The sequence below is a fragment of the Nocardia sp. NPDC050793 genome (assembly GCF_040654065.1).
Taxonomy (GTDB): Bacteria; Actinomycetota; Actinomycetes; order Mycobacteriales; family Mycobacteriaceae; genus Nocardia.
In genome coordinates this window covers 239,327-263,647 of record NZ_JBFAHG010000003.1, presented here as the reverse complement: position 1 = coordinate 263,647, position 24,321 = coordinate 239,327, and the positions used below count along the sequence as shown (strand labels likewise).

General features: G+C 69.2%; 27 protein-coding genes and 3 pseudogenes. 11 read left to right on the top strand and 19 right to left on the bottom strand.

Going from position 1 to position 24,321, the window contains the following annotated elements; translation table 11 throughout:
- Window positions 1-112: 112 nt before the first annotated feature.
- From AB0H50_RS11830 to AB0H50_RS11820, 3 genes are all read left to right on the top strand, one after another.
- Window positions 113-775: a TetR/AcrR family transcriptional regulator C-terminal domain-containing protein gene (locus AB0H50_RS11830; RefSeq protein ID WP_357450114.1), complete on the top strand. Its 663-nt coding sequence runs from the start codon at window positions 113-115 to the stop codon at window positions 773-775.
- A gap of 68 nt (window positions 776-843) precedes the next feature.
- A complete protein-coding gene (locus AB0H50_RS11825; RefSeq protein ID WP_357450111.1) occupies window positions 844-1,323 on the top strand; it encodes a TrkA C-terminal domain-containing protein in 480 nt (159 codons plus the stop codon).
- 3 nt (window positions 1,324-1,326) lie between these two features.
- The gene (locus AB0H50_RS11820; RefSeq protein WP_357450108.1) at window positions 1,327-2,508 is read left to right on the top strand and encodes a cation:proton antiporter; all 1,182 of its coding nucleotides are present in this window, start codon (window positions 1,327-1,329) and stop codon (window positions 2,506-2,508) included.
- 56 nt (window positions 2,509-2,564) lie between these two features.
- Here the strand turns inward: AB0H50_RS11820 and AB0H50_RS11815 are convergent, their stop codons facing one another.
- A complete protein-coding gene (locus AB0H50_RS11815) occupies window positions 2,565-3,086 on the bottom strand; it encodes a hypothetical protein (RefSeq protein ID WP_357450106.1) in 522 nt (173 codons plus the stop codon).
- Between the two features lie 274 nt (window positions 3,087-3,360).
- Between AB0H50_RS11815 and AB0H50_RS11810 the strand changes: the two genes are divergently transcribed.
- Window positions 3,361-3,951, top strand: a complete 591-nt coding sequence (locus tag AB0H50_RS11810; protein WP_357450103.1) for an LppA family lipoprotein — start codon at window positions 3,361-3,363, stop codon at window positions 3,949-3,951.
- Between the two features lie 6 nt (window positions 3,952-3,957).
- Here the strand turns inward: AB0H50_RS11810 and AB0H50_RS11805 are convergent, their stop codons facing one another.
- The 6 genes and pseudogenes from AB0H50_RS11805 to AB0H50_RS11780 all read right to left on the bottom strand — a co-directional run bounded on the left by AB0H50_RS11805 (window position 3,958) and on the right by AB0H50_RS11780 (window position 8,921).
- Window positions 3,958-4,791 carry an RNA polymerase sigma factor SigF gene (locus AB0H50_RS11805; RefSeq protein WP_357450100.1) on the bottom strand — a complete coding sequence of 278 codons (834 nt, stop codon included), beginning with the start codon at window positions 4,789-4,791 and terminating at the stop codon, window positions 3,958-3,960.
- A gap of 134 nt (window positions 4,792-4,925) precedes the next feature.
- Window positions 4,926-5,924, bottom strand: a pseudogene (locus AB0H50_RS11800) (thiamine pyrophosphate-dependent enzyme); the annotation flags it as partial.
- Window positions 5,923-6,132 carry a CDGSH iron-sulfur domain-containing protein gene (locus AB0H50_RS11795; protein WP_357450097.1) on the bottom strand — a complete coding sequence of 70 codons (210 nt, stop codon included), beginning with the start codon at window positions 6,130-6,132 and terminating at the stop codon, window positions 5,923-5,925. The gene AB0H50_RS11795 and the pseudogene AB0H50_RS11800, both read right to left, overlap by 2 nt.
- Entirely contained in the window at window positions 6,110-6,760 is a 651-nt protein-coding gene (locus AB0H50_RS11790; protein WP_357450095.1) for a HemK2/MTQ2 family protein methyltransferase, read from the bottom strand. Before AB0H50_RS11790 ends, AB0H50_RS11795 begins: the two co-directional genes overlap by 23 nt.
- A gap of 31 nt (window positions 6,761-6,791) precedes the next feature.
- Window positions 6,792-7,808, bottom strand: coding sequence for an iron-containing redox enzyme family protein (locus AB0H50_RS11785; protein WP_357450093.1), 1,017 nt, complete (start codon window positions 7,806-7,808; stop codon window positions 6,792-6,794).
- A 111-nt stretch (window positions 7,809-7,919) separates the two neighbouring features.
- Complete coding sequence (locus AB0H50_RS11780; RefSeq protein ID WP_357450090.1) at window positions 7,920-8,921, bottom strand: glycosyltransferase; 1,002 nt, start codon at window positions 8,919-8,921, stop codon at window positions 7,920-7,922.
- A 223-nt stretch (window positions 8,922-9,144) separates the two neighbouring features.
- On the opposite strand from AB0H50_RS11780, the gene AB0H50_RS11775 reads away from it, so the two are divergent.
- The gene (locus AB0H50_RS11775; RefSeq protein ID WP_357450088.1) at window positions 9,145-10,128 is read left to right on the top strand and encodes a TIGR03557 family F420-dependent LLM class oxidoreductase; all 984 of its coding nucleotides are present in this window, start codon (window positions 9,145-9,147) and stop codon (window positions 10,126-10,128) included.
- On the opposite strand, the gene AB0H50_RS11770 is transcribed toward AB0H50_RS11775, so the two are convergent.
- The 3 genes and pseudogenes from AB0H50_RS11770 to AB0H50_RS11760 form a co-directional block, all read right to left on the bottom strand.
- Window positions 10,115-11,527, bottom strand: coding sequence for a hypothetical protein (locus AB0H50_RS11770; protein ID WP_357450086.1), 1,413 nt, complete (start codon window positions 11,525-11,527; stop codon window positions 10,115-10,117). The genes AB0H50_RS11775 and AB0H50_RS11770 overlap by 14 nt on opposite strands.
- A 258-nt stretch (window positions 11,528-11,785) precedes the next feature.
- Window positions 11,786-12,025 (bottom strand): annotated as a pseudogene (locus tag AB0H50_RS11765) (aldo/keto reductase); the annotation flags it as partial.
- A gap of 100 nt (window positions 12,026-12,125) precedes the next feature.
- Window positions 12,126-12,308 (bottom strand): annotated as a pseudogene (locus AB0H50_RS11760) (aldo/keto reductase); the annotation flags it as partial.
- A 138-nt stretch (window positions 12,309-12,446) separates the two neighbouring features.
- Between AB0H50_RS11760 and AB0H50_RS11755 the strand changes: the two are divergent.
- A complete protein-coding gene (locus AB0H50_RS11755; protein WP_357450083.1) occupies window positions 12,447-13,505 on the top strand; it encodes an alpha/beta hydrolase family protein in 1,059 nt (352 codons plus the stop codon).
- Window positions 13,506-13,646: 141 nt separating this feature from the next.
- A complete protein-coding gene (locus AB0H50_RS11750) occupies window positions 13,647-14,456 on the top strand; it encodes a VOC family protein (protein WP_357450080.1) in 810 nt (269 codons plus the stop codon).
- An 85-nt stretch (window positions 14,457-14,541) separates the two neighbouring features.
- Here AB0H50_RS11750 and AB0H50_RS11745 read toward each other — a convergent pair whose 3' ends face one another.
- Together AB0H50_RS11745 and AB0H50_RS11740 are read right to left on the bottom strand one after the other, a co-directional pair.
- Entirely contained in the window at window positions 14,542-15,357 is an 816-nt protein-coding gene (locus AB0H50_RS11745) for a helix-turn-helix transcriptional regulator (RefSeq protein ID WP_357450078.1), read from the bottom strand.
- A gap of 405 nt (window positions 15,358-15,762) precedes the next feature.
- Window positions 15,763-16,026 carry a cold shock domain-containing protein gene (locus AB0H50_RS11740; protein WP_067779444.1) on the bottom strand — a complete coding sequence of 88 codons (264 nt, stop codon included), beginning with the start codon at window positions 16,024-16,026 and terminating at the stop codon, window positions 15,763-15,765.
- A gap of 156 nt (window positions 16,027-16,182) precedes the next feature.
- Here AB0H50_RS11740 and AB0H50_RS11735 point away from each other — a divergent pair, with 156 nt between their 5' ends.
- Window positions 16,183-16,665: a CinA family protein gene (locus tag AB0H50_RS11735; protein WP_357450075.1), complete on the top strand. Its 483-nt coding sequence runs from the start codon at window positions 16,183-16,185 to the stop codon at window positions 16,663-16,665.
- 57 nt (window positions 16,666-16,722) lie between these two features.
- Here the strand turns inward: AB0H50_RS11735 and AB0H50_RS11730 are convergent, their stop codons facing one another.
- Entirely contained in the window at window positions 16,723-17,130 is a 408-nt protein-coding gene (locus AB0H50_RS11730) for a RidA family protein (protein WP_357450072.1), read from the bottom strand.
- Between the two features lie 74 nt (window positions 17,131-17,204).
- Here AB0H50_RS11730 and AB0H50_RS11725 point away from each other — a divergent pair, with 74 nt between their 5' ends.
- Window positions 17,205-17,810 carry a TetR/AcrR family transcriptional regulator gene (locus tag AB0H50_RS11725; protein WP_357450071.1) on the top strand — a complete coding sequence of 202 codons (606 nt, stop codon included), beginning with the start codon at window positions 17,205-17,207 and terminating at the stop codon, window positions 17,808-17,810.
- Between the two features lies 1 nt (window position 17,811).
- Here AB0H50_RS11725 and AB0H50_RS11720 read toward each other — a convergent pair whose 3' ends face one another.
- Window positions 17,812-18,303, bottom strand: coding sequence for a VOC family protein (locus AB0H50_RS11720; protein ID WP_357450068.1), 492 nt, complete (start codon window positions 18,301-18,303; stop codon window positions 17,812-17,814).
- A 199-nt stretch (window positions 18,304-18,502) separates the two neighbouring features.
- Between AB0H50_RS11720 and AB0H50_RS11715 the strand changes: the two genes are divergently transcribed.
- Window positions 18,503-18,694 carry a hypothetical protein gene (locus AB0H50_RS11715; RefSeq protein ID WP_357450065.1) on the top strand — a complete coding sequence of 64 codons (192 nt, stop codon included), beginning with the start codon at window positions 18,503-18,505 and terminating at the stop codon, window positions 18,692-18,694.
- Window positions 18,695-18,842: 148 nt separating this feature from the next.
- Window positions 18,843-19,793, top strand: coding sequence for a helix-turn-helix transcriptional regulator (locus AB0H50_RS11710; protein WP_357450062.1), 951 nt, complete (start codon window positions 18,843-18,845; stop codon window positions 19,791-19,793).
- A 4-nt stretch (window positions 19,794-19,797) separates the two neighbouring features.
- Here AB0H50_RS11710 and AB0H50_RS11705 read toward each other — a convergent pair whose 3' ends face one another.
- The 5 genes from AB0H50_RS11705 to AB0H50_RS11685 all read right to left on the bottom strand — a co-directional run bounded on the left by AB0H50_RS11705 (window position 19,798) and on the right by AB0H50_RS11685 (window position 24,293).
- Window positions 19,798-20,289 carry a hypothetical protein gene (locus tag AB0H50_RS11705; protein WP_357450059.1) on the bottom strand — a complete coding sequence of 164 codons (492 nt, stop codon included), beginning with the start codon at window positions 20,287-20,289 and terminating at the stop codon, window positions 19,798-19,800.
- Between the two features lie 203 nt (window positions 20,290-20,492).
- Entirely contained in the window at window positions 20,493-20,894 is a 402-nt protein-coding gene (locus tag AB0H50_RS11700; protein ID WP_357450057.1) for an STAS domain-containing protein, read from the bottom strand.
- Window positions 20,895-21,256: 362 nt separating this feature from the next.
- The gene (locus AB0H50_RS11695) at window positions 21,257-21,382 is read right to left on the bottom strand and encodes a hypothetical protein (RefSeq protein WP_357450055.1); all 126 of its coding nucleotides are present in this window, start codon (window positions 21,380-21,382) and stop codon (window positions 21,257-21,259) included.
- Between the two features lie 66 nt (window positions 21,383-21,448).
- Window positions 21,449-22,930, bottom strand: a complete 1,482-nt coding sequence (locus AB0H50_RS11690) for a long-chain fatty acid--CoA ligase (protein ID WP_357450052.1) — start codon at window positions 22,928-22,930, stop codon at window positions 21,449-21,451.
- 79 nt (window positions 22,931-23,009) lie between these two features.
- The gene (locus tag AB0H50_RS11685) at window positions 23,010-24,293 is read right to left on the bottom strand and encodes a helix-turn-helix domain-containing protein (RefSeq protein ID WP_357450049.1); all 1,284 of its coding nucleotides are present in this window, start codon (window positions 24,291-24,293) and stop codon (window positions 23,010-23,012) included.
- Window positions 24,294-24,321: the final 28 nt, after the last annotated feature.

The window sequence follows — 24,321 nt, the reverse complement described above, 5'->3', positions numbered from 1 at the left end:
CACGCTCCAAAACTAGCGATGAAAGTTTCCGATTCACCGTAAGGTCGATAAACTAGCGGCGCAAGTTTTTGTCTCCTGCGACAATGCTGCGACAGGACAAGGAGGCAAACCCGTGGCCCGACCCCGCCACCCGCTGCTCACACGAGCACGCATCGTGGCCACCGCGCTGACGCTACTCGACACCGAGGGCATGGCGGCGGTGTCTACCAGGCGAATCGCCGCCGAGCTCGGCGTGCAAGGCCCCTCGCTCTACAACCATGTCGGCACCAAGGACGAACTCATCGATGCCGTTGCCGACGCGGTGCTGGGCGAGGTCGACACCGGCATGTTCGCCGCGCTCGGCGCGGAGAATCCGGACTGGCGCACGGCGCTGCGGGATTGGGCCCACTCGTACCGCGCCGCCATGGCCGCCCATCCGAACATCGTCCCGGCACTCGCGGGCGGCCCTGGCCACCGTCCCAATGCGCTGCGCATCGCCGACGCGGTGTTCGGCGGCCTCGTCGCGGCGGGCTGGCCGCGCCGCGAGGCGACCACCGTCGGCGCGCTGATGCGCTACTTCGTCACCGGGTCCGCACTCGCCTCGTTCGCCGCGGGCTTCCCCGCCGACGCCACCGTGTACGGCGGCGACTACCCGCACCTGAGCGAGGCCCATCTGCTCGCGGAACGGCAACACCGCATCGACGAGGACGCGTTCGAGGTCGGACTCCAAGCCTTGCTGGACGGACTCGCCGACCGCTACCGCGCGGTCCGCGCCGCACAACCCGATCGCAACTGACTCACGACCGCGCGCGGTACACCTCCGGCGACCGCAGCCCGCCCGAATTGTCCGGATAGGGTGAAGTCGTGAACGTAGAGGTAACACCCTTGCCGGGAATCGGTGTACGCAAAGACTTTCCATTGAAGAACAACCGGCGCGTCGGCGTGATCGACCACCGCGACGGCACTTTGGACCTGATCATCGGCAAGCCCGACAACCCCGACGTCACCGACCAGATCCCGCTCACCCGGCGCGAAGCGGCATTGCTCGCCAATCTGCTCGGCGCCCCGCAGGTGGTGGCGCAATTGCAGGAGGAGCACCGCGAATTCGACGGTGTCACGACCCGCCAGCTCACCGTGCGCGGCGGGTCCCCCTACGACGGCAGGCCGCTCGGCGACACACAAATGCGCACGCGCACCAAGTCGTCCATCGTCGCGGTGGTGCGCGCCGGGCACGCGATCGCCTCGCCCGGTCCGGATTTCGTGTTCAACGCCTTCGACGTCCTGATCGTCGTCGGCACCGCGGAGGGCCTAGAGGCCGCCGCCGTCATCCTCACGGACGGCTGAGGCATGGTGGCACACGAAACCGCGCTCGCGTTGATTCAGCTGGGCGCGGTCTTTTTCGGTCTCGGTCTGCTCGGGCGCGTCGCCGCCCGCATCGGCATGTCGCCGATTCCGCTGTACCTGGTCGGCGGCCTGCTGTTCGGCACAGGCGGCCTCGTCGAACTCGACCAAGTCGATTCGTTCATTCACCTGGCCAGCGAGATCGGCGTCGTCCTGCTCCTGCTGCTGCTCGGCCTGGAGTACAGCGCCGCCGAGCTCGTTACCGGCCTGCGCCGTTCCTGGGCCGCCGGTGTGCTCGACTTCGTGCTCAACGCCACCCCCGGCGTCTTGGTCGCCCTCTTCCTCGACTGGGGCCTGACCGGCGCCATCGCGATGGCGGGCGTCACCTACATCTCCTCCTCGGGCATCGTCGCCAAGGTACTCAACGATCTCGGCAGGCTGGGCAACCGCGAAACGCCGACGATCCTGTCCATCCTGGTGTTCGAGGATCTGGTGATGGCGGGCTATCTGCCGGTGCTGACGGCGGTGCTCGCGGGCACCGGATTCCTGGCCGGTCTCACCACCGTGGGGATCGCGCTGCTCGTTGTCACCGTCGTGCTAGTGGTCGCGCTGCGCTACGGACGATACGTCTCGATGATCGTGGACAGCGATGACCGCGAGATCTTCCTGCTGAAGCTGCTCGGTTCCGCGCTGCTGGTCGCCGGACTCGCCTCCGCACTGCAGGTCTCGGCGGCGGTGGGGGCATTCCTGCTCGGCATCGCGATCTCGGATTCGACAGCGCACAACGCCACCAAGATCCTGGAGCCCCTGCGCGATCTTTTCGCCGCGCTGTTCTTCGTGCTGTTCGGACTGAGCACCGATCCGGCGACCATCCCCCCGGTGCTCGGCTGGGCCTGCCTGCTCGCCGCGGTCACCACGACCACCAAGGTCGCCACCGGCTGGTGGGCCGCCAAGCGCGCGGGGAGCTCGCGCTACGGGCGGGCGCGCGCGGGCACAGCACTGGTCGCGCACGGCGAGTTCTCCATCGTCATCGCGGGATTGGCGGTCACCGCGGGCGCGGTGCCGACCGAGTTCGCGGCGCTGGCCACGACCTACGTGCTGCTCATGGCGGTGCTCGGTCCGATAGCGGCGCGCGTGGTCGAGCCTGTCCTGGTGTGGCGCGACCGCCGCGCGGCCCGTCCCGTCTGACAGGCGCTCGCCACTCCGGCCCTCGCACCACCCGGCCGCTCGCACCACCAGACGACTCAGCGCAGCGGCGCCGTCGTGGTGTTCGATCGGCCGACGTACTCGTCGTTGAGCAGGTGATAGGCCTGCCCCAAATCGGTCAGCGCACGCCGCCAACGGGTTTCGGCCTCGCCACCCGCGGGACTGCGGCTCAGTTCGAGCATCGCCGCGGTGGCGTCGGCCGACCGGACCGCGGCGGCGAGCAGCACCGGGGCGGGCTCGGCGATGGCGTCGGCGGCCATGGCGTCGATGCGGTCGTGCAACTCGACGGCGTCGGCGCACATCCGCTCGGCGGGGTCCTCGTGCGCGGCGTTCGCCTGACACGACTCACCGCCGACCACGTGTTGCAGCAGACCGACCAGCAGCGCGCGCTCGGTGGTGGCGTCCCGCGGTCCGTCGAAGGGCGGATCCGCCTTGTCCGGGTCGATGCGCAGAATCGCCAAGACTGCCCGCAACTGAGCGATGGTCACCACGTTCCCCGGTCCCTCCCTGCCCTGCGCCGGACGCCCGATATGTTCGCCCGCCTCGGATTTCCCCGTCACCGCCCATCCCTTCCTAGTCGGCCGCGCGGCGCGCGAACCTCCGTCGCCTCCGGGCCGGGGATAGTGTTTGCCAGATCTTCACTGAACGATTGTCAAACTATCCAAAAGATCGGCGGATGTCTCGGGAATCGGCATCTACGACGGGTCGCCACGGGGTGGCGGCTCCACGCTCGCGGCGCGTCGCGATCTTGCCCGCGCATCGCCGGTCGCGAATAGGATTGCCGGAGAAGCGCGCTCACGATCCGTGCGGCCGCGGGGAACGTGGGAGACGACGATGACCGGACCTCGACGGCCGACCGTCGCTGTGCGCTGGCCCGCCGTTATCGCGGTAGCGGTCTTGACAACCGGCGGCTGCGCGACCCTGCTCGGCGAACCCGCGCCGCCGCCCTCCCCCGCCGAGATCGCGGCCGCCACAGCCGAATTGACCGATTTGCCGTCTTCCGAGGAGACCGAGCGGCAGGTCGCGGCGGTCGTCGACCGGATCGCGGCGGCCGCCTCGGCGATCGATCCCGCGCTGCGCTGGAGCCGAACCGAGGACCGGGCATTCGGCCCCTGCTACGGACCGTACGAGCACACCGGCGGCAGGCGCGTAGTCCTGCCGCGCTATCGAGCCGACGGTACGCTGCCCGAGGGGACGTGGCCCGGTTTCCAGGAGACGGCCCGCGCGCTGGCCGCGTCCGTCGGCGCGACGGACATGCTGCCCGGCGACAGCGCATCGCCGGACCGGCATGTCACCTTCGAAGGCGGGGACGGCGGGAAGTGGGACAACAACACCGAGCTGTCGATTCTCGCCGACCGGCGGTCGATGACGATCACCGCGACGGTGGGCTGCCGGTTGCCCGACGGCCACACGGCAGGCGGGTGAGGGCGATCAGGCGGCCAGGTGCTCGCTCTCCTCGCCGAGCGCCCGTTCCCGCAACGTCTTCAGCGTCTTGGCGAGGATGCGCGAGATCTGCATCTGCGACACCCCGAGTCGCTCGGCGATCTGCGCCTGGGTCTTGTTCTCGAAGAACCGCATCACCAGCACCTCCCGCTCCCGCTCCGGCAGTTCGGCGATGAGCGGACGCACCGCCATCGCGTCTTCCAGCAGCCGATAGCACGGCTCCTCGGCGCCGAGAGAGTCCACGGCCGCCCGCGTGGAACCGTCGTCGTCGCCGTCGCGGTACGCCGTGTCCAGCGAGCTCGACTGGTAGCCGTTGCTCGCGACCAGCGCCTGGGTGATCTCGGTGAGCTCGACGTCCAGCTCGGCCGCGAGTTCGCGCGCGGTGGGCATCCGGCCGAGCCGCTGCGCGAGCACATCGGTCGCGGGCCCGATCGATTGCCGAATCTCCTTGAGCCGCCGCGGAACCCGCACCGACCAGGTGCGATCACGGAAATGCCGCCGCACCTCACCCATGACGGTCGGTACCGCGAACGAGAGGAACGAACTGCCGCGGGAGACGTCGAAGCGGTCCACGGCCTGCACCAACCCGAGCCGGGCGATTTGGTGCAGGTCGTCGAACGCCTCGCCGCGGCCCGCGAAGCGACGCGCGATGTGTTCGGCCAGCGGCAAGCACATCCGCACGATGTCCTCCCGCACCCGCTGCCGGTCCGGGTCGTTCACATCCAGGCTCGCCAGCTTCTCGAACCACGGCTCGATGTTGTCGTAGGTGTCGGTCCGGGCGATGTCGTCGTCCGCGGTGCGCACCGTCGATTCCTGTTTCATCCGATCTACCTCGTTTCCAACCGAATTCGACTCTGGTTGGATACCCGCGTTGCCGTTACCGAAACGTGATCGCGAGAGAATCGCCGGTCATCTGTGCCGACGACCACCCGCGACGGCATCAGAGAATGGGCCCCTCAACCCCTCCTCATGAATTCCTGCGCCTTGGCTTTCACGCCCTGTGCGATGAAGTGCCTGGCGTCGGGATCGCCGCGCAGCACGGCTTCCGCGGTGTCCTTCAACTGGTCCCAGGTGGCGTGCGGCGGGATGGGCGGCATCTCGGGATCGCATTTCACGTCGAGCAGCACCGGTTCGTCGGCGCGCAGGGCGCGGTCCCATGCGGGCCCGAGCTCGTCGGTGGATTCGACGGTGATCGCGGCCAGCCCCATGACCCGCGCGACCTCCGCGTAGGACACATCCGGAAGCGATTGGGATTCCTCGAATTTCGGTGCGCCGCCCATCGCGCGCAGCTCCCAGGTCACCTGATTGAGATCGTTGTTGTGGAAGACGCAGACCACCAGCCGCGGATCCGACCACCGGCGCCGGTAGCGAGCGATGGTGAGCAGTTCGGCGAGCCCGTTCATCTGCATGGCGCCGTCGCCGACCAGTGCGATCGCCGGCCTGCCCGGATGGGCGAACTTGGCGCCGATGGCGTACGGGACGCCAGGCCCCATGGTCGCCAATGTGCCGGAGAGCGAACCGCGCATCTGACCGCGGAAGCGCAGGCACCGGGCGTACCAGTTGGTCGAGGAGCCCGAATCCGCGGTGACGATGGCGTCGTCGGGGATGCGCTCGGACAGTTCCCAGACCACCCGCATCGGATTGAGCGGCCGCGCGTCCAGCATGGACTGCCGTTCCAGCGTCTCCCACCAACGGGCGACGTTCTTCTCCACGGTCTCCCGCCACGACCGATCGGACTTGCGTTGGACCAGCGGAATCAGCTCGGCCAGTGTCGATTTGGCGTCGCCGACCAGGTTCACCTCGGTCGGGTACCGCATCCCGATCATGGTGCCGTCGATATCGATCTGCACCGCACGCGCCCGGCCGAACTCGGGCAGGAACTGCGAGTACGGGAAATTGGAGCCGACGATCAGCAGGGTGTCACAGTCGCGCATCAGCTCGTAGCTCGGCTTGCTACGCGGTGGCGCGGCGATGTTTGCGGTGGCTGGTGTCGCACAGGGGGTAGTTCTCGGACCGGCGGCACAGGCAGATCGCGACTTGGAAGCGGTCGCAGCGGATGGTCTTGCCGTCTGCGGTCACGAGTTCGACCGGCCCCTCGACGAGGGCGGGGCCGTCGGCGGTGAAAGTGACTCGCCACGGCTCATTTTCGGATGTGGTCGGCACGGATCACCACCAGATCTTCGCTGTCCTGGCCTGGTTCGATCAGCCCGTTCGAGGCGAGCCAATCGGCGCGCCCGCGCAACACGGGCCCGAACGGCACGGTGTGGCGGGCCACGATCGCGGCTTTCAAGCCCGCGTCGCGCAATTGGTTCAGGGTGCTGTCCGGATCGGACAGCATCGAGTGCACGACCAGCGCCGCGCCGCGCGGATTCAGCAGACCCGGCATCATCCGGCACAGCCGGTCGAGGGCCCCGCGACCGCGCTCGCCCGCATCCCAGGCCCGCGCGGCGCCGCGGTGCTCCCGCTCCGGTGCGGGGACGTAGGGCGGATTGGCCAGGACGAGATCGAATCGGCGTCCACTCAGCACCGACGCGAAGTCGCCCCGGATCACCTCCGCCCCTATCCCCCGCACACGGCAGTTCAACCACGCGGATACCGCGGCGGAGCGCGAGATATCCACGGCGGTGACCGCCGAGGCTCCGCCGCGCACGGCGGCGATCGCCAGCGCCCCACTGCCCGTGCACACGTCGAGCACGTGGGCACCGCGCGGGAGGCCCGCTTCGATCAGCGCCCTGGCCAGCAACCAGGTGTCCGATTGCGGACGGTACACCCACGGCGGTCGAATCAACATCACGTACAGCGGATAGCCGGATAGCGCCGACCTAATCGTCCGGCGCCGCCGAACCCGGCTCGCCGTCGCGCAGCGAACTGCGGCCCGCCTCCCAACAGCCGAGCACATGATCGGCGAACCGGTCCTCCAGCAGATTCGTCGCCTGGATGCCGAACACCACCGATTCGGTCAACGCGGGCTCCTGGGCGAGCAGATCGCCGATCACGTCGCGGCGCATGACCTGTTCGTGCACCGCGTCGGCTTCCACGTGCTCGCGGTAGAACCGGGTGCACGCCGGGTCGGCATCGAGGCGACGCAGCGCTCGCACCATCCGCTGCGCGCCCGGCGGCGAGCTGATCTCCACGGTCGCGAAATGCCCGACCAGTGCCCCGCGCAGTGACCGGTGCAGACCGAGCAGCGAGATCGTGTCCATCAGCGCGAACATCGGCGCGGGGATGACGTTCAGGTAGTGCAGGTAGTCCGGGTTCAGGCCCGCCGCGGCCATCAGATCCGCGTACAGCCTGGCGTGTACCCGTTCGCCGCGCCCTCCGCCGAACTCGTCGAACTCGACCGCGACCAGCGACGCCTTCGCCTGACCGCGCAGCCGGGGAATCGCCCAGGCGTACGGGTCCGCCTCCTTGTGGTGGTAGAGCGAGCGATGCACGAGGTACTCCCGCATCTGCCACCATTCGCCGCGATCGAGCAGGAACTGGCTGGGCCCGCTCGCTTCCAGCGGCGTGACGCACAGTTGTTCGAGTTCCCCTTCCAGATCCGTCCCGCCGGGGACCGCGTCGCGCAGCGCGTTCAGGAGACGCTGTTCCATCGCGGCGCGCAGAGTCAGCAGACCCGTATCCCACTCCCAGCCGGGATCGACGTCGTCGAAGCCGTAGTAGTGCAGCTCGTAGCAGGTGTGCAGGGCGAGGAGCAGATCCTCGTCGAAGGGATCCATCGGCCCCGGCCGCGGTACGACCCGGCCCGGCGCGCCGCGCAACAGGTCGACCACCGCCGCGGACAGGTCACCACGCGGGTCGGGCAGAGGATGGGCTTTCGAGGCGATGGTCGCTGTCATGTCGGTCGCTTACCCGGCTCGCGCGGTGGTTATCGCCCGTCCGTGCCGCGTTCATGGGCTCGCGACGACCGCGGTATTCACGAGACACCGCGGTTCACGAAACACCGCGGTTCACGAAACGGAGCGCAGGCGTTCGGCGGCGACTTCGGCGATGGTCGCGGCGGCTCGCACGGCCGCGCCGCGCGCCTGCCACGCCCGCCAGCGGCCGGTATCGAGCTCGCGCGCCCGTGCCAGCAGGGCGGGCCAGTCGTCGAGATCCGGCCAGCGATCCACCGTGAGCGCCATGCCTGCCGACGCGAGCGTCCGCGCGGTGGCTTCCTGTTCGCCGAACGGACGCGGCGCAGGCACCACGACGGCGGGTTTCGCGGCAGCGGCGACATCGGCGACCGCGCCCTGTCCCGCGTGCGTCACGATCACGTCGGCCCGGCACAGCTCCGGCCACGGATCGTCCATCCAGTCACCCAATCCGATAGTGCGCCAATGGTATTCGCGATGACGCAGGGCACAGGCGCGCACTTTCGCCGCGGTGAACGCGCCGCCGCAGGCACCGCCGACGACCAGCACGGTCGGCCGCCCGCCGGGTGGCGGAAACACCGGAGGTCGGCCGTCGAATCGGGTGATGCCACCGACGTAACTGGTCTTGTCGGTGTACGGGCGCAGCCACAGCGGATCGTAGAGATCGCGTGGCCACCCGGCGATCAGCCGGTCGGCGACGCGGTACATCAGCTGGTGGGCGGGATCGGCGCGGGCGCCGGGCAGCGCCATGCCGACGACGGGCACGCCGTGCAGGCGGGCCAGCAGCGCGACCTCGACGGACGCGTCCACCACCACCGCGTCCGGCCGGGCGGTCGCCAGCCACGTCGCGATCGTCGCCATCCGTTCTGCGAGCCCCCGGTTGTGCCGGGGCGCCCATTGCAGGACCCCGGCGGCGGTGGGATCGCCGATCGCCGCTGCGGGGTTGTCGGAAGGCAGGTGGACGACGTCGTCGAAGGCCTCGTCGTCGGACAAGGCCGACGAGGACAGTGCGGTCACCGGCTGCGCGAGGCAGGCGCGAATGCGGCGAGCGCGGAGCAGATGGCCCGAGCCGTGGTGGTGGATGTAGTAGCCGATCACGTGACCCTCCACGGTCCGGTGGGTCCCGCGCCGGTTTCCGTTCTGGTCATCGGACCTCCCGGCGGATCTGCTGTTACCTGCGATGATGCGGATCTACCCTGGCGCGGACGAGGCAAACCTAGATCACGTTTCCCCGGTGACCTCGGCGCTTCGTTTGCTGGAAGCCGGCGGGGGTAGGCGGTCGGTGGCCCACCAGCGACACCATCCAGCCGAGGAGGTAGCGATGCAGATCGGATACAAGCTGGCGGCAGAGGGTTTCGGTCCCGCCGAGCTGATGCGCCAGGCTGTACAGGCCGAGCGCGCCGGCTTCGATTTCGTCGAGATCAGCGACCACTTCCACCCCTGGCTCGACAATCAGGGCCATTCCCCGTTCGCCTGGACGGTGCTGGGCGCCATCGCGGCGCGTACCGACCGCGTCGGCATGGCCACCGGCGTGACCTGTCCGATCCTGCGTTACCACCCGGCGATCGTGGCGCAGGCCGCCGCCACCATGGCGCTGGTGTCCGACGGACGCTTCACCCTCGGCGTCGGCTCGGGCGAACGGCTCAACGAGCACATCGTCGGCCTGGAGTTCCCCGACTCGGTGCGGGTGCGCCACGACATGCTGCGCGAAGCGCTCGACATCATCCGGTTGCTGTGGAGCGGCGGCTATCGGTCCTACTCGGGCCAGTACCTGCATCTCTCGGACGCGCGGATCTTCGATCTGCCCGACGAGCCGCCGCGGATCGCGGTCGCGGCGGGCGGCCCCTCGTCGGCGAAGCTCGCGGCCGAATTCGGCGACGGCCTTTTAGCGACCGACGCCGACCCCGAGATCGTCCGGCACTACCGTGAGAACGGCGGCACGGGGCCGCGCTACGCGGAGGTGCCGCTGGCCTGGGCCCCTGACGAGCACGCAGGCGCGCAGGCCGCGCTGGAGACGACCCGCTGGGCGCTGTCCGGCTGGAAGGTCATGAGCGAACTACCCAACCCGGTCAACTTCGTCGCCGCCAGCGCCACCGTGCGCGAGGAGGACATTCGCGACCACTTCACCTGCGGCTGCGATCCGGAGCGCTACGTCAAGGCCGTCCGCGCCTACACCGACGCCGGATTCGACCATCTGGCCCTCCAGAACGCCGGACCGGACCCGGACGGCTTCCTCGAGTTCTATCGCGACGAACTCGATCAGCGGCTGCGCCGCTCGCTCACCCCGGCCGCTAGTCCGAGCTGAGCGCCGAGCGCCTGGCGGTGGCACGCGCCCGCCTGCGCGCCTCCTGCATCTCGGCGAGCTCCTGTTCGAGCGCCTCGGCGATGCGGAACTGCCCGGTGTCGTAGATACCCGACGAGCGAACCACCTCGTGCATGGCGCCGTCCGGATCCGGCGGCGCCGCGTTGCGCTCTTTCGCGCTCGCCTTCTCCTTGTTCTCCTTGCCGGGGCGAGCCGCGGCCGGCTTGTCGATCTCGATCGGCTTGGTCGGCGGCGGCGGGGTCTGCCGGACGACCACCTTGGCGGCCACCGGCTCCGGCGTCCGCGCGGGAGCGGGCTCGGCCACCGGCATGTCCACCTTGGCTGCCGCGGCGGGCTTTTCGGCCTTCTTCGGCTCGGCCTTCTTCGGGATGAAGGCCGCGCCCGCCGCCCCGTTGGCGGACACCTTGCCGTTGCTCGCGGCCCGCGGGGCTTCGGCGAAGCCGTCCTCCACATCGGGCGCCATCAGCTCGGCGACGGCCTCCGGCTGCTCGTACCGCTCCTCGACGGTCTCCCGCTCGGCGACGCGCACCATGGGACGTTCGGCCGCGGCGGCCGCGGCGGCGGCGCGCAGATTGACGACCGCGGGCAAGCTGCGGCGGATCTGCTCGGCCGGGTCGGGCAGTTCGCGGACCTGTTCGGTGGCCCGATGAATGGCGAGGCCGTATCGCGCGCTGGCGGCATCGTGAATCAGCAGGGCCACACCGATCATCACCGGTGCGATCGCGTGTACGGCCACCTCGTACCACTGTCCGGCGCGCAGGTACGGGTAGGTGTTGAGGCCGACGGTCAGTGTCAGCAGCGCCATTTCGGCGGCGGCGACCTGGCGGCGGTTGTCGATGACGCCCCACTCGGCCACCTTGTTGGTGCCGATCATGATGATGATCAGACAGACGCTGATCATCCCTTCCAGCAGGTAGCTGAACCAGTAGAGCGGATCACTTGCTCCGCCCGGCGCGATGTTGTGCTGCACGTTGACCGCGGACCACAGCATGCCCGCACCGACCACGCCGGCCAGCGCGCGCAGCGACCAGGCGCGGTGCCGGTACAACGAGGCGAGCTTCGCGTGCGGGCTGGATTCGCGCCGCTGCGCGGCGATCGCCTTGCGGGCGAGCAACAGATCTCGCATATCGGCCTTCGCGATTTCCTCCGCCGTGTGCCTGGCGCGGTCGGAGGCGACCGCGGCGGCCTGTACCTCTTTCCACCGCTGTCCGCGGTCCTGTTCGCGAATTCGCTCGGCGAGATCGCGTTCGGCGTGTAGTTCGTCTTCGGACAACGCCTCGGTCAGAGCCGGGTCGAACTGATAGGCGAGCCGTCCGCGGGCCTTTTCGACCCGCCGCGCCAGCTGCGTGACCTCGTCCTCGATGGGGTGCTCTATGGTCAAATCGACCTCCGACCGTGGAGATCCGATGGCAGGCAAGTGATCACGAGTGTGAACAACACCCCACATTCATAGTCGATGCGTCGTTGCCAGCAAAACTATAGATTTGCCGCGTCGCGAATCCAGTCGGCGCGCCGGGACGACACGACCGGGATAAGGATGCCCCATCGAATCATGAACCGGCGCAGACCGCGACCGCGATGCTATGGCCGCGGTTGCCGACGTCCGGCCAGTACTCACGCACCCGACCCCTCGCCGAGATCAGTTCTCCAGCAGCGTCGCCCCCACCGCTTCCACACCGTCGAGGACCTCATCGATGCGACGCAGTGTGTCGGCATGCAAGCCGACGTTCGCCGCGAACAGATTGTCCTCGATGTGCGCCGGCGTGCGGCTGCCCGGGATCGGGACCACGTGCGGATCCCGGTGCAGCAGCCAGGCGAGCGCCAACTGGCTCCGGCTGATGCCGAGCTCGGTCGCGATACCGTGCAACGCGGCGTAAGAGTCGTTGTTCGCCGTGAGATCGGCCGCGTCGAACCATCACGTCGGTGCCGAGGTTGCGCAGGCTCTGCTCGGCGTAGCCGCGCACGTAGCGGGGCTCGGCGTTGACGGCGAGCTCGCCGAACGCGAAGCCGACCGGAAATTTGTGCGCCGCCGCGCCTTCGGGGATGCGGAAGCCGAACTTGGTGGCGACGATGACCTCGTCGCGGCGGCCGCGGATCGCGCGACCGATCAGTTGTTCGTTGTGGCCGTCGATCCCGTAGCCGTCGCTGGTGTCGACGAGCATGGCGCCTGTTCGCCGACTGCCTGACCGGGCGCTGAGCCGTGCGGCGCGCCGCGCGGAGATAGCCGAGTGGTTACTCGATAGCCAGTACGGTGTGCCTGACAGTGTGCGACCGACCCGGACGAGTCACGGAGGTACACCATGGAGCGGCGAGCGCTCGGCAGGCCCGCGATCGTGCTGGCGGCGGTCGCCGCGGCGATTGTCAGCACGCTCGTCCCCGGCACGGCGCACGCCGATCCGATCATCGCGAACGGCGCGTTGCTCGCCCGCCCGGTGGCGGCGGACGGTTCGCGCATACTGGATTTCACCATCGAGGACGACCGGCACCTGAGGCTGAGCGTGTACTCGGCGGCCATGGACAAGCCGGTCACCATCACCGTGCAGCGCCCCGCCGACACGTCGGCGCCACGCCCGACGCTGTACCTGCTGTCCGGCGCGGACGGCGGCGAGGGCACCGCGAACTGGGATCACCGCACACCGCAGGCGCTGGAGTTCCTCGGCACCAAGGACGTCAACGTCGTGCAGCCCATCGGCGGCGCGTGGAGCTACTACGCGGATTGGCGTGCGCCGGATCCGAAGCTGGGCGTGAACAAGTGGCAGACCTTCTTCACCGAGGAACTACCGCCGCTGATCGACGGCGCGCTCGGCACCAATGGCCTGAATGCCATTGCGGGACTGTCGACTTCGGGCACCTCGGTGCTGCAAATACCGATCGCCGCGCCCGGCCTCTACCGCGCCGCGGCGGCCTACAGCGGGTGCGCGCAGATCAGCGATCGGATCGGGTACACATTCGTCAATCTGTCCGTCGGGGTCTGGGGCGGCGCCGATACCGACAACATGTACGGCCCGTTCGGCGATCCGATGTGGGCGGCCAACGACCCGTACGTGAACGCCGAGAAGTTGCGCGGAGTGGAGCTGTTCATCTCCAGCGGCAGCGGGCTGCCCGGCCCCTACGAGACGCTCAACGGCCCGTTCACGCTGCCCGGCGTGGGCGGACTGGCGAACCAGGCGATCCTCGGCGGCCTGATCGAGGCGGGCGTCAACTACTGCAGCCACAATCTGCAAGCCAAGCTGAACGCGCTCGGCATCCCGGCGACCTACGACTTCCCGCCGACCGGAACCCACTCCTGGGGCTACTGGCTCGACGCGCTGAAGGCGTCGTGGTCGGTGCTCGCGCGCGGTCTGGAGCTGCCCGTCTGATCCAGCGATCGACCGCGTGGGCCGCGGCTCCTGGCATTCGCGCGTGCCACCGCGACGGCACGGTTTAGGCTGGGTGCCGACCGGTTGCCAGGGCAATGCTGACATCCACTCATTGATCTTCGATCAGTAGGAGGAACGGATATGCCTACCCGTGACACCGCTTGGCCGCAGGGCACGCCGTGCTGGGTCGACTGCCAGGTCGACGACCCGGCCCGGGCCAAGGAGTTCTACTCGGCGCTGTTCGGCTGGGACATCGAGGGCGGACCGCCGGAAGCGGGCGGTTATCTGATGGCGATGCGCAACGGATCTCCGGCGGCTGGCATCGGACCCAAGCCGGAGAACATGGCGATGCCCTCCGTGTGGACGACTTACTTCGCCGCCGACCGCGCCGACGCCGTGGCGGAGAAGGTGACCGCCGCGGGCGGCACCGTCCTGATGCCGCCGTTCGACGTGCTCGACGTCGGCCGCATGTTCGTCGCCACCGACCCGACCGGCGCGGCCTTCGGCGTGTGGGAAGCGAAACGGCACACCGGCGCCCAGATCTACAACGAGCACGGCGCGTACTGCTGGAACGAGCTGCACACCCCCGGATACCAGCAGGCACAGCAGTTCTACTCCTCGGTCTTCGGCTACACCTACCAGGAGATCGGCGACGGCCAGAACTTCGTCTACTCGACATTCAGTGTGCCGTCGGGCAGCGACGTCGCGGGCGGCATGAACGACGACACCAAGGGACGGCAGACCGAGGCGCCCCCGCACTGGCTGGCCTGGTTCCAGGTGGACGACACCGACGCCGCGCTCGCCAAGGCGGCCGAGCTCGGCGCCGCCGTGCTGGCGGGACCCGACGACAGCCCCTTCGGCAGGATGGGCGTGCTCCGGGGCCAGCAGGGCGAGGTGTTCGCGGTCATCGATCCGTCGCGCGCCGTCGGCGCGCCGCCGACGCCGAGCTGACCGAGCGCCCCGCCGTGAAATATCGCCGGTCGTAGCTCCGCCCGCGCATCCACGATGCGCGGGCGGACTCGGTTCGGCAGCGCCCTCAGGCCGCGCGGCGCAGGCCGACGAAGAAGCGGACCCACCCCGGATAGCCTCCGTTATCCACCTCGTACATCTGGAAGTCGACGACGATCGGGCGGCCGGTCTCGCGCTCACGCAGACGCAGGACCGCCGAGGCGTCGGCGAAATCCACTACACCGTCGCCCCACATACGACGGAAGTCCGGATACCTGCCGAGTTCGTCGAGCAGCGCGGCCGACCACTCGCCCGGCGGCGTGCGGCCCATGCGCGCCCGCAGCGTGGCGACCGAGAGTCGCGCGGCCCGTTCCCAGTCGACGAGGACGTCCGCGGCCACCGGGTCGCCGAAGATCCAGTGCAGCAGGTTGGCGCCTTCGGGCAGGTCGTGCAGCATGGCGGAGGCGACGGCGTTGCAGGCCAACAGGTTACAGCGGGAGTCGACGTAGCCCGCCGGATTGGGGCCGTGCAGCTCGAGCCCGTGCCGCATCGCCGGGGTGATGTCGGCGCGCAATTGGTCCACCGTGGGGATCACGGTGTCGGTCAGCCCCGCCAGATCGAACAGATGCCTGCGCTCGGCTCGGCTCAGTTCGCGCACGCCGTCGAGCGAGCGGGCCAGCGCCTCGACGACCGACCGCGTCGGGTGATCGCGCTCGCCCTTCTCCAGGTGGGTGACGTAGCTGGCGCTCATGCCGGTGACCGTGGCGAGCTTCTCCCGGGAGATGTGGCGGTTGTCGCGCAGCTGCCGGAGCATTCCGCCGAATGTCGGCGGGCGCACCGTATGCCGGTCGCCGTCTCCGCTCGGCCGTTCGACCACAGCAATCCTCCCGGGCACGTCGGTCATCGCGGTGCACCGGCGTGGAACCGGCTGGGCGACCGATTGCCTCGGAGGATAACCGTAGCGATGGCAATGATCCAGCTAATCGGAGCCAGCCCGCAAGCGCGGCGTGTCGCCCCGGTTCGCCACCCGGCTGCTCCGTACGACCCCCGCCGCCGAAGCCGCTACCAGGGGAAATACGCGACCGGAGGGTCGAGAGTTGGTTGGCCGCATCGAGATCGGTGATCGGGTTCGCGGCTCGGCCGACGAGGCGTCTGCCTGCCCGGTCGGCTTGCTGGAGAACAGGTCGGGCGCCGACCGCGGCCTCGTCGAGCGGTTGCTCGGTACGGCAGTCGGCATCGGCCGCGAATGGTATTGCACGCGAACGCCGACGGGCCGGCCACTGCCGCCGACCCGTCCGGGCGCTCGCGTTCAGGCCGCCACTCGCCCTTTTCGGACGCCCTCGGCCAGCACACGCACGACAACGGCCTCGGGCCGTTCCCGCGATCGGATGAACGCGACCGGCTGCCCCTCCACGAGGGTGCGATAGCCGACCATCTCGATACTCGAATAGTCCACGTACACCAATGCGCGTGGATCCGACGCGGGTTCGATGAATCCGAACCCTTTCGGCGCGTCGAACCACGCCACCCTCCCGCGCGACCAGCTCGCAGTTCCCGACCGTGCAGGCGTCATGGGCATCACCTCCGGGTCCGAGCCGCCCCCTGCGAGCAGCCGGTGCCCGCCGATTTCCCGATTCGCCGCGATCGAAACAGCGCCCGGGGGCCGATGTTCGCCGGGCGCCGCACGCCGGTAACGTCGGATCGGACCCCGACACAGGAGGCGAAGCTCGTGACGCAGGCAGACGAACGGGCCGCCGAACTCGCGCGACTCGCCCTCGACCACGGCCTGTCCATCGCGGTCGCCGAATCGCTCACCTGCGGTCGGCTGGCCTGCTCGCTCGGCGCCGCGCCGGACTCGAGCGACTGGTTCCGCGGTGGTGTGGTGGCCTATCACCCCGACGTCAAGCACCGGCTGCTCGACGTGCCCGACGTGCCGGTCGTCTCGGAGACCGCGGCGCGGGCGATGGCGACCGGCGTCCGCGCGCTCATGGGCGCTACCGCCGCGGTCGCGGTCACCGGAGTCGGCGGACCCGACCCGCAGGACGGCGAACCCGCGGGCTCGGTCTGGTTCGCGGTGGCCACCGACGGCGAGGTGCGCGCCGAGCATCGCACGTTCGACGGCGGCCCGGACCGCGTCCTCGACCAGACGGTCGGCCACGCGCTCGACATGCTGGTGGACGCTGCGAAATCCTTACGTGCACAGGATCTTTGATTCGGCGCGCGGCGTGGGTCAGACCCGCCCGCAGCGTCACCGAGATCATCATCGCGGTCAGTCGAGGACGGCGGTCGCCTCGACCTCGACCATCAGGTCGGGCTCGCCCAGCGCGGCGACGCCGAGCAGCGTGATCGGCTTGACCGGATCGATACCCAGTTTCGCCGCGGCGCGCGCCACACCCTCGCCGAGCAGCGGGTACTTCTCCTCGTTCCAGTCGACGACGTAGATCGTCAGCTTCGCGACGTCGTCGAACGAGCCGCCGATCTCGGCGAGCGCGGTGGCCACATTGAGGTAGGCCTGTTCGACCTGCGCCGCGAAATCCCCCTCCCCCACCTTGTTGCCCTCGGCATCGCGGGCCACCTGCCCCGCCAGGAACACCAGCCTGCTGCCCTGGGCGATCGAAAGCTGGCGATACACATCGGGTTTGGGCAAACCCTCGGGATTGACCAGCGTGATGGCCATGGCTCCTCCTGCACGTCGTTCGGTTCCGCGACTGCGGTCGACCAAACCATAACAATGCTATGTATTGTTGCGCCATGGCGCGCACCAAGAATCCGCACGTGCGGTCGATGCTGCTCGAACGCGCCGCGCAGATGCTGCGCAGGCGGGAGGCGGTCACCCTGCGCGGGTTGGTGGCGGGCACGAGCGTGTCGACCATGGCCGTCTACACCTATTTCGACGGCATGGACGGCCTGTGGCGCGCGCTGCGGCAGGAGGGGTTCACCCGGCTGTCGACCACGCTCGGCGAGGTGGCCGAGACGTCCGATCCAGTACGGGATCTCGCGGCGCTCGGCGCCGCCTATGTCGTCAACGCGCTGGAGAATCCCGACCTCTATCGCGTGATGTTCGACGCGGGCTTCGAACTGGAGGATTCGGCCGCGGCCGACGAGACGCTGCATCGCCTGGTCGTCACGGTGGACCGGGCGAAAGACACGGGTCGCCTCCGGTCCGACGTCGACTCGCTGGAGCTGGCCACCCAGAGCTGGACCATCGGCCATGGCCTCGCTTCCCTCGTCGCGACCGGCCCGCTCCCCCGCGAGACACTGGCGAACGGCGTTCCCCTGCTCACCGCCCTGTTCGTCGCGGCGGGCGACGAGCGGACCCGGTGCCGCCGATCGGTGCACGCGGGCTGGCGGCTCTGAGTCAGGACGCCGAGCGCTTCACCTCGTCGAAGAACGCGCGCATGCCGTCTCCGATGTGGGCGAGTTCGATGTACGGCACGCCCTCGGCGGCGCCGTCGATGTAGACGAAACGCATATCCCCGCCCATCTCGCCGCTTTGCAACACCGGAAGGCCGTCGTGCGCGGCCGCATCCACGGCGGCGTCGAAGTCCGCTGGTTCGAAGCACACGTGGTGCAGGCCGGGACCGCAGCGGGCGAGGAAGTCGGCGTAGATGCTTTCCCCGCGCACCGGTTCGATCAATTCGAGCTGCATGTCGTCCAGATACGACAGCGCGATGTGCGCGGTGAAATCGGCGGGACGGTCCCGGTAGGTGCACGTGCGCGGGCCGAATTCGACGCCGCGGATGCGTGTCCATTTCCGCACGCCGAAATGCGTGACGAAGAAGCGTTCCGCCTTCTCGATATCGTCGGTCACCCACGCGATCTGGGTGATCGGCCCATCACAGAAACCCATGCCGGGTCCTGCGTTCGATCGTCGGGTCGGCTCGCGAATGCCTGTCGTTCATGAACCGACGTTAAGCGACTTCGCTTAATCCCTCAATTCGAACAACTTAGTTCGTCCGGCTCGCGATCCGCCGGATTCGCCGCCGCGACGCTGGGTAACCGGCGAAGTACCGCTGCGGCACTATCGGCCAGCGCGAGAGGAGGACACGATGGAACGCGGAAACAGCAAGCACGGCCCCAAGCGCGATGACGAACTCGCCCGCGAGCTCCACGGCGCATTGCACGCCAGCCCGTCGAACCACGCCGACGAATGGCGCGATCCCGAACCGTCCGACGAGGACGTCCTGACTCCTCGCCCCAAACTCCCGCGTCCGGCCCCGCCGGACAACCCGCAACCCTGACACCTCCGCCGCCGCGTCCACGCTTCGGCACGGCCGAACCAGAATCGGACTACCCTGGGGACTTCGCCCCCGTGTGCTCGCACGTCGAGCGCCGCGGGCGGTCGTTCGACAGTCGCCCGCCAGCGGGCACGGCTGAGGCGGAGCAGCGATGGACACGTTCGTATTCGACAGCGAGGATCTCGCCGCGACCGAAGCGATGCTGAACGCGGCCTACACCAAGATGCGGATCGGCAGCAGTCAGGAGCGGACGCACGCGAAGGTCGCCCGCGACGTGCTCGGCACGATCAGCGACGACCAGCTCGAACTCGGGTTCGACATGGCGTACCGCGCGGATCCGCTCGGCCGCGTGTGCCTGTGCGACATGCAGAGCGGCGCCATCGAGGAGACCTTCGCCGACGGCTCGGCCGACACCTTCGTGTCGGGCGACCTGGCGATGATCGCACCGCCGGACGAACCGTATTCCGGCGTGGTGCGCCGCGCGCGCTACCGGCTCACCATGTTCGACCCGAAGCTGCTCACCCAGGTGGCCGCCGCGATCCCCGGCCGCGAGGAACCGGTACGCCTGCTGCACCATCGTCCGGTCTCGGATACCGCGATCGCTCAGTTGCGCCAAGTGATCCGGTGGCTGCGCCAGCACGTCCTCGCGGTGCCCGAGGCGCGGGAATCGCCACTCATCGCCGCCTCCGCCGGTCAGTGTCTCGCGGCCAGCGTGCTGCAAGCCTTCCCGAACAACGCGTCGCCGGATCCGACGGTCGTGGACCGCAGGGACGCCCACCCGGACACCCTGCGCCGTGCCATCGCCTACATCGAGGCGCACGCGAACGAGCCGATCACCGTGGCCGACATCGCGGCGGGCGCGCACGTGACCATCCGTGCCGTCCAGCTCGCGTTCCGCAGGCACCTGGATTCGACGCCCATGGCGTATCTGCGAACGGTGCGGTTGGCAGGAGCGCACGAGCAGTTGCGCGCGGGCGCGTCCGGTAGCGGGCTCACCGTCACGAGCGTCGCCGCGAACTGGGGTTTCGCGCATCCCGGCCGGTTCGCGAGCGCCTACCGCCAGGCCTACGGCGTCGCGCCGCAGACGACGTTGCACGACTGACGGGTCACTCGCCGCCGTCCAGCATCGCCGCGATCTGGTGGCAGGCGGCCTCGACCGCGACGTCCAGGTCCGCGCCGAGGACGTTCGACCGGTCGGCGTAGAGGTCGAGCACCGCGATCCGGCCTTTGGCTCCGGCCACCCTGCGGCAGTGCAGCGAGCGCAGACCGAGCAGACGCAGCTGTGCCCGGCACTCGCTCCAGCGGGTCTCGGTATCCAGATCGGCGACGGTCACGGCGGATTCCTCGTGCAGCGCCAGCCGATTCGGCGCGGTCTCGCTGATCAGCTGCGCTTCTTCGGCCAGCTTCGCGCGCGGCGATGACCACGCCATGACCTCGATCTCGGCACCGGAGCGGACGGTGAGCCCGACGAGCACGCCCGCGGGGAAGCCCGACGCCAGTTCCCGGAGGACCATGTGCGGATCCCGCACCGCGGCCGTCTGCCGCTCGATGGGAGGCATGCCACTGGGATCTGCCACCGACGGGCTCGTCTCGAGCATGGCAACTCCTTCGCACAACCCGAGCGTTGGGTCGCGCGGGATCGACTGTCGGCGACCGCCGCAACCGACGACGCGGGCACGACCACCGGAGTCAAGCCTGTCAACACGCGACAGGACCCCACAACACAGAGAACGAAGTCTCGACGGGACCCTGTCCAGAAAACGAAGCGCACCCGTGCTTCGAGGAATTCAGCGCGGGCGGCTCACGGCCCGAGTGCTTCGTCAAGACTGATGTAGTAGCAGAACAGCGCGCGCACCCCGACCAGGTCGAGCACCCGGTCGATCTCGGCGTGACCCGACACCAAGCGCAGGTCGATGCCCTGTTCGGCGAGCTGCCGCTTGTACTCTCCCAACGCGAGGGCGGCGCGTATCCCGACGAAACGAGTGGCGCGGAAGTCGACGACGACCGCACTGCAGCCGCGCTCGGGAATGGCGTCGAGTGCGGCGCACAATTCGGGAAGCCCGGCGAGATCCAGTTCGCCGTCCACCACCATCACCACGCAGTTGCCGCGCATGGCCACCGAGCGTCCCCCGGGCCGCCGCTTGTCGCGCATGTGATGGTGCGTTCGCCCGACGCCGGACCGCACAACGATTTTCGTCGACATCGCAGAACCTCCCAACGGGATGGTGTCCCACCTGTCGACCTGCCGCCGCCGTCGAACGGCGTCACCTGGTCGGTGCGATTCGCCCGAGAACCGCGTGGGACTGTGCTCGTCTGAAGATCTCAGCCTGCGGCCGGCCTGTCCTTCGGCACTCGGCGTCGCGCGATCGTAGCCACGATCCGCGGCCCCGGCCGCCCTCCTTGTTGTGCTCCAAGCATAGGCCGGTGGACGATCGCATTTCACCTCTTGCGGCGAAGGACCTGTCTACCTGCGCTTGCTCGCCGGGGCCTTCTGTCGGAACCCCCTCGAATCCCCCTGCGGTTCGGCTGCCAACCCGTTATCCACCCCCTTCATCGACTGCTGCGTCACATCATCATCGGCATGCCGGGAAACATGTTGTTCCACAATCCGCGCAGCATCCCCATGAGCTGCCCGAACATGTCCATGTCCATCATCACCGCGAGCACCTCCTCTCCGGTGTCGTCCTCCACCCCGCTCTTCGCCTACCCGGATCGGTATCGAACATTCCTTCGGCGAACATCCGGCTACCAGCGGCTTCAGCCGTAGCGGCGCACGAGTTCGCGCTTCAGCACCTTGTGACTCGGACCGAGAGGCAACTGGTCGACGAACTCCACGCGGCGCGGATATTTGTGCTTGGCGAGGCGCTCGCGGCCGAAGGCGACGATCTCCTCCGCGGTCAGTGGTCCTCCGGCGACGACGACCGCGCAGATCTCCTCGCCGTAGGTCTTGTCGGGCAGGCCGATCACCGCGACCGCGTCGACGGCGGGGTGGTACAGCAGCGCCTCTTCCACTTCGCTGGGGTACACGTTGAAGCCGCCGCGGATGATCATGTCCTTGATCCGGTCGGCGATCGTCACATACCCGTCGGCGTCCTTCACGCCTAGATCGCCGGTCCGGAACCAGCCCTGCACCACGGCACGCGCGGTGGCCTCGGGGTTGCCGATGTATCCGTTGAACACGTTGTGCCCGCGAATCACGATCTCGCCGAGTTCTCCGGCCGGCAGCAGGACGATCTCGTCCGGCGCGGCGGGGTCGGCGATCTCCACCTCCACGCCCCACACCGCGTGCCCGACGGTGCCCGCGCGCGGCCCGAAGTCCGGCTGGTTCACCGCCGCGGTCGGCGAGGTCTCCGAGAGCCCGTACCCCTCCAGAATCCGGGTGCCGAACAGGTCGTGAAAGGTCTCCAGCACCGGCTGCGGCAGCGACGCGCCGCCCGAGATGCACAAACGCAGTTGTGGCGCACCGAGTTTCGTGGCGGCGGTGATCAACCGGACGTACATGGTCGGCACGCCGTGGAAGGTGTTGACGCCCTCGGCGTGCATCAGCCGGATCGCCGCGTCGGGGTCGAAGCGGGGCTGCAACACCAGCGTCGCGCCCGCGCGCCAGGTGGAGTTCATGGAGACGGTCTGTCCGAAGATGTGGAACAGCGGGAGCGCGCCGAGCGCGACGTCGTCGCTGCGCACGTCGTTGGCGTCGAAGGCGTTCACCGTCGCGTTCATGACCATGTTCAGGTGACTGAGCTCGGCGCCCTTCGGCTTGCCGGTGGTGCCGCTGGTGTAGAACACCACGGCCGGGTCGCCGGGCGCACGCGAGACGTACGACCTGATCGGTTCCGCCGCAAGGGTATTCGGATTGTGACAGCCGATGCCCGCCGCGGCCGCCGCGGCCTGCCCGACACCGGCGAACTGCTCGTGGCACACCAGCAGCGTCGCCCCGCTGTCGCGCAGCACGTGAGCGGCCTCGTCGGCCGTCAGGAGCAGATGCACCGGGATCACCACTCCGCCCGCGGCGAGGATCGCGTAGTAGGCGCGCGGGAACTCGGCGGTATTCGGGCACATCAGCGCGACGCGGTCGCCGGGACGCACCCCGAGTCCGATGAGGGCGGCGGCCTGTTCGCGGGCCTGCGCCCACAGCTCGGCGAATGTGATGCGCTGCGTGCCCTCGATCAACGCGATCCGATCCGGGCGGCGGCGCGCCTGCTCGGCCAGAATGCTCGCCAACGACAGCGTGGCGTTCATGCCACCTCCAAAACTAACGACGCAAGTTTATGCCACCGTAGAGCAGGGAAACTAGCGGTGCAAGTTTCTGTTTCGCGCGTTACTTCGGAGCGGCGTGCAGTTCGATGGCGACGAGCAGCTCGACCAGGTCGTGGACGCTGCGGACGTTGCGGCCGGTGAGTTCCTGGATGCGCCGCAGGCGGTACTTGGCGGTGTTGTGGTGGATGCGCAGCGCGTCGGCGGCTTCGCGCAGGTTCATGTCGGCGGCGACGAAGGCGCGGATGGTGTCGGCCAGCATCCCGCCCCGCATCCGGTCCTCGGCCAGCGCGGCGGCGATGCGCGGATCCACCAGCTGACGGACGGTGTCGTCGGCGCGCAGCATGAGGTAGCGGAACGGCGAGAGATGCGGCAGGGCGAGGACTCCGCCGTCTTCGGGCAGCAGGTCCAGCGCGGAACGGGCCTGCTGGTAGGCGCGGGGAAACTGAGCGATCTCGGTGAACGCGGTGCTGACGCCGATGGCCAGGGTGATGCCCTCGGCGTGCAGTTTGTCGCGGGTCCGCCGCAGCCGCGCGCACAGCTCGTCGGTGGCGCCGTCGCGGGCGAGCGCGGGAAGCGCGACGATCTCCGAACCGCGCACCACCGACAGGGTGCGCAGCCCGTTGACCCCGGTGCGCGCGAGCGCGGCCGAGGCGATGTGCCTGGCCGCCGCTTCGGAATCACCCGGCTGCCCGCGATCCGCCGTCCGCAACACGACCGCGGTCACCGCCACCATGGCCGTGGCCCGCTCCGTGCCGAGGCCGTGCGCGTGCGCCGTGGCCAGCTGCGGACCCCGGTCCGGCAGCACGCCGTCCAGCAGGCACTCCACCAGCTCCCGGCTGTCACGCCCGGCCTCCGCCGAAAGGTACTGCTGGAATTCCAGATACGCGTTGGCCGCCTGGGTGCTGATCAAATCGCAATAGCGGGTGAGCGGAACGACCATCGACAGCGCCGCGTCGCGCCCGGCCTCCGAATCGCCCGCGTGGGCGACCAGCGATTTCCAGATCGCCTGCTGGCCGAGCCGGAACGCCGAGATGTAGTCGACCAGCGTCAGCCCGGACTGCGCCCGGCGCGCCGCGGCCCGCCGGGCGTAGGCGATGTCGGAGGTGGTGACGCGGCGCTTGTCCAGCAGCGCACCGAGCCCGGTCCGGCACAGGCGGGTCAGCTGGTCGTGCACGTCGGTGTGGAAGGCGGTATCGCGCGCCGCGTACCCGGGGACCTGCGCCAGGATCGCGGACATGCCCGCGTCGGCGATGTCGTGCGCGTGCTCGAAGACACTGCCCACGATCCGCGTGCGCTCGGCCTGGACCGGCGCCGAAACGCCGATCGAATGTGATCCAGCTGACATAACCCGGCATACTCCACGGCCCTCGTCG

What these genes read in the sequence shown, in the direction of transcription:
- AB0H50_RS11740 (WP_067779444.1), bottom strand. Translation starts at nt 16,026, where the DNA reads ATGACGCCTGCACGGTCGGGAACTGCGAGCTGGTCGCGCGGGAGGGTG.
- AB0H50_RS11690 (WP_357450052.1), bottom strand. Translation starts at nt 22,930, where the DNA reads ATGAACGCCACGCTGTCGTTGGCGAGCATTCTGGCCGAGCAGGCGCGC.
- AB0H50_RS11785 (WP_357450093.1), bottom strand. Translation starts at nt 7,808, where the DNA reads ATGACAGCGACCATCGCCTCGAAAGCCCATCCTCTGCCCGACCCGCGT.
- AB0H50_RS11715 (WP_357450065.1), top strand. Translation starts at nt 18,503, where the DNA reads ATGGAACGCGGAAACAGCAAGCACGGCCCCAAGCGCGATGACGAACTC.
- AB0H50_RS11775 (WP_357450088.1), top strand. Translation starts at nt 9,145, where the DNA reads ATGCAGATCGGATACAAGCTGGCGGCAGAGGGTTTCGGTCCCGCCGAG.
- AB0H50_RS11805 (WP_357450100.1), bottom strand. Translation starts at nt 4,791, where the DNA reads ATGAAACAGGAATCGACGGTGCGCACCGCGGACGACGACATCGCCCGG.
- AB0H50_RS11725 (WP_357450071.1), top strand. Translation starts at nt 17,205, where the DNA reads ATGGCGCGCACCAAGAATCCGCACGTGCGGTCGATGCTGCTCGAACGC.
- AB0H50_RS11705 (WP_357450059.1), bottom strand. Translation starts at nt 20,289, where the DNA reads ATGCTCGAGACGAGCCCGTCGGTGGCAGATCCCAGTGGCATGCCTCCC.
- AB0H50_RS11755 (WP_357450083.1), top strand. Translation starts at nt 12,447, where the DNA reads ATGGAGCGGCGAGCGCTCGGCAGGCCCGCGATCGTGCTGGCGGCGGTC.
- AB0H50_RS11730 (WP_357450072.1), bottom strand. Translation starts at nt 17,130, where the DNA reads ATGGCCATCACGCTGGTCAATCCCGAGGGTTTGCCCAAACCCGATGTG.
- AB0H50_RS11790 (WP_357450095.1), bottom strand. Translation starts at nt 6,760, where the DNA reads ATGTTGATTCGACCGCCGTGGGTGTACCGTCCGCAATCGGACACCTGG.
- AB0H50_RS11720 (WP_357450068.1), bottom strand. Translation starts at nt 18,303, where the DNA reads ATGGGTTTCTGTGATGGGCCGATCACCCAGATCGCGTGGGTGACCGAC.
- AB0H50_RS11710 (WP_357450062.1), top strand. Translation starts at nt 18,843, where the DNA reads ATGGACACGTTCGTATTCGACAGCGAGGATCTCGCCGCGACCGAAGCG.
- AB0H50_RS11700 (WP_357450057.1), bottom strand. Translation starts at nt 20,894, where the DNA reads ATGTCGACGAAAATCGTTGTGCGGTCCGGCGTCGGGCGAACGCACCAT.
- AB0H50_RS11820 (WP_357450108.1), top strand. Translation starts at nt 1,327, where the DNA reads ATGGTGGCACACGAAACCGCGCTCGCGTTGATTCAGCTGGGCGCGGTC.
- AB0H50_RS11810 (WP_357450103.1), top strand. Translation starts at nt 3,361, where the DNA reads ATGACCGGACCTCGACGGCCGACCGTCGCTGTGCGCTGGCCCGCCGTT.
- AB0H50_RS11745 (WP_357450078.1), bottom strand. Translation starts at nt 15,357, where the DNA reads ATGACCGACGTGCCCGGGAGGATTGCTGTGGTCGAACGGCCGAGCGGA.
- AB0H50_RS11685 (WP_357450049.1), bottom strand. Translation starts at nt 24,293, where the DNA reads ATGTCAGCTGGATCACATTCGATCGGCGTTTCGGCGCCGGTCCAGGCC.
- AB0H50_RS11750 (WP_357450080.1), top strand. Translation starts at nt 13,647, where the DNA reads ATGCCTACCCGTGACACCGCTTGGCCGCAGGGCACGCCGTGCTGGGTC.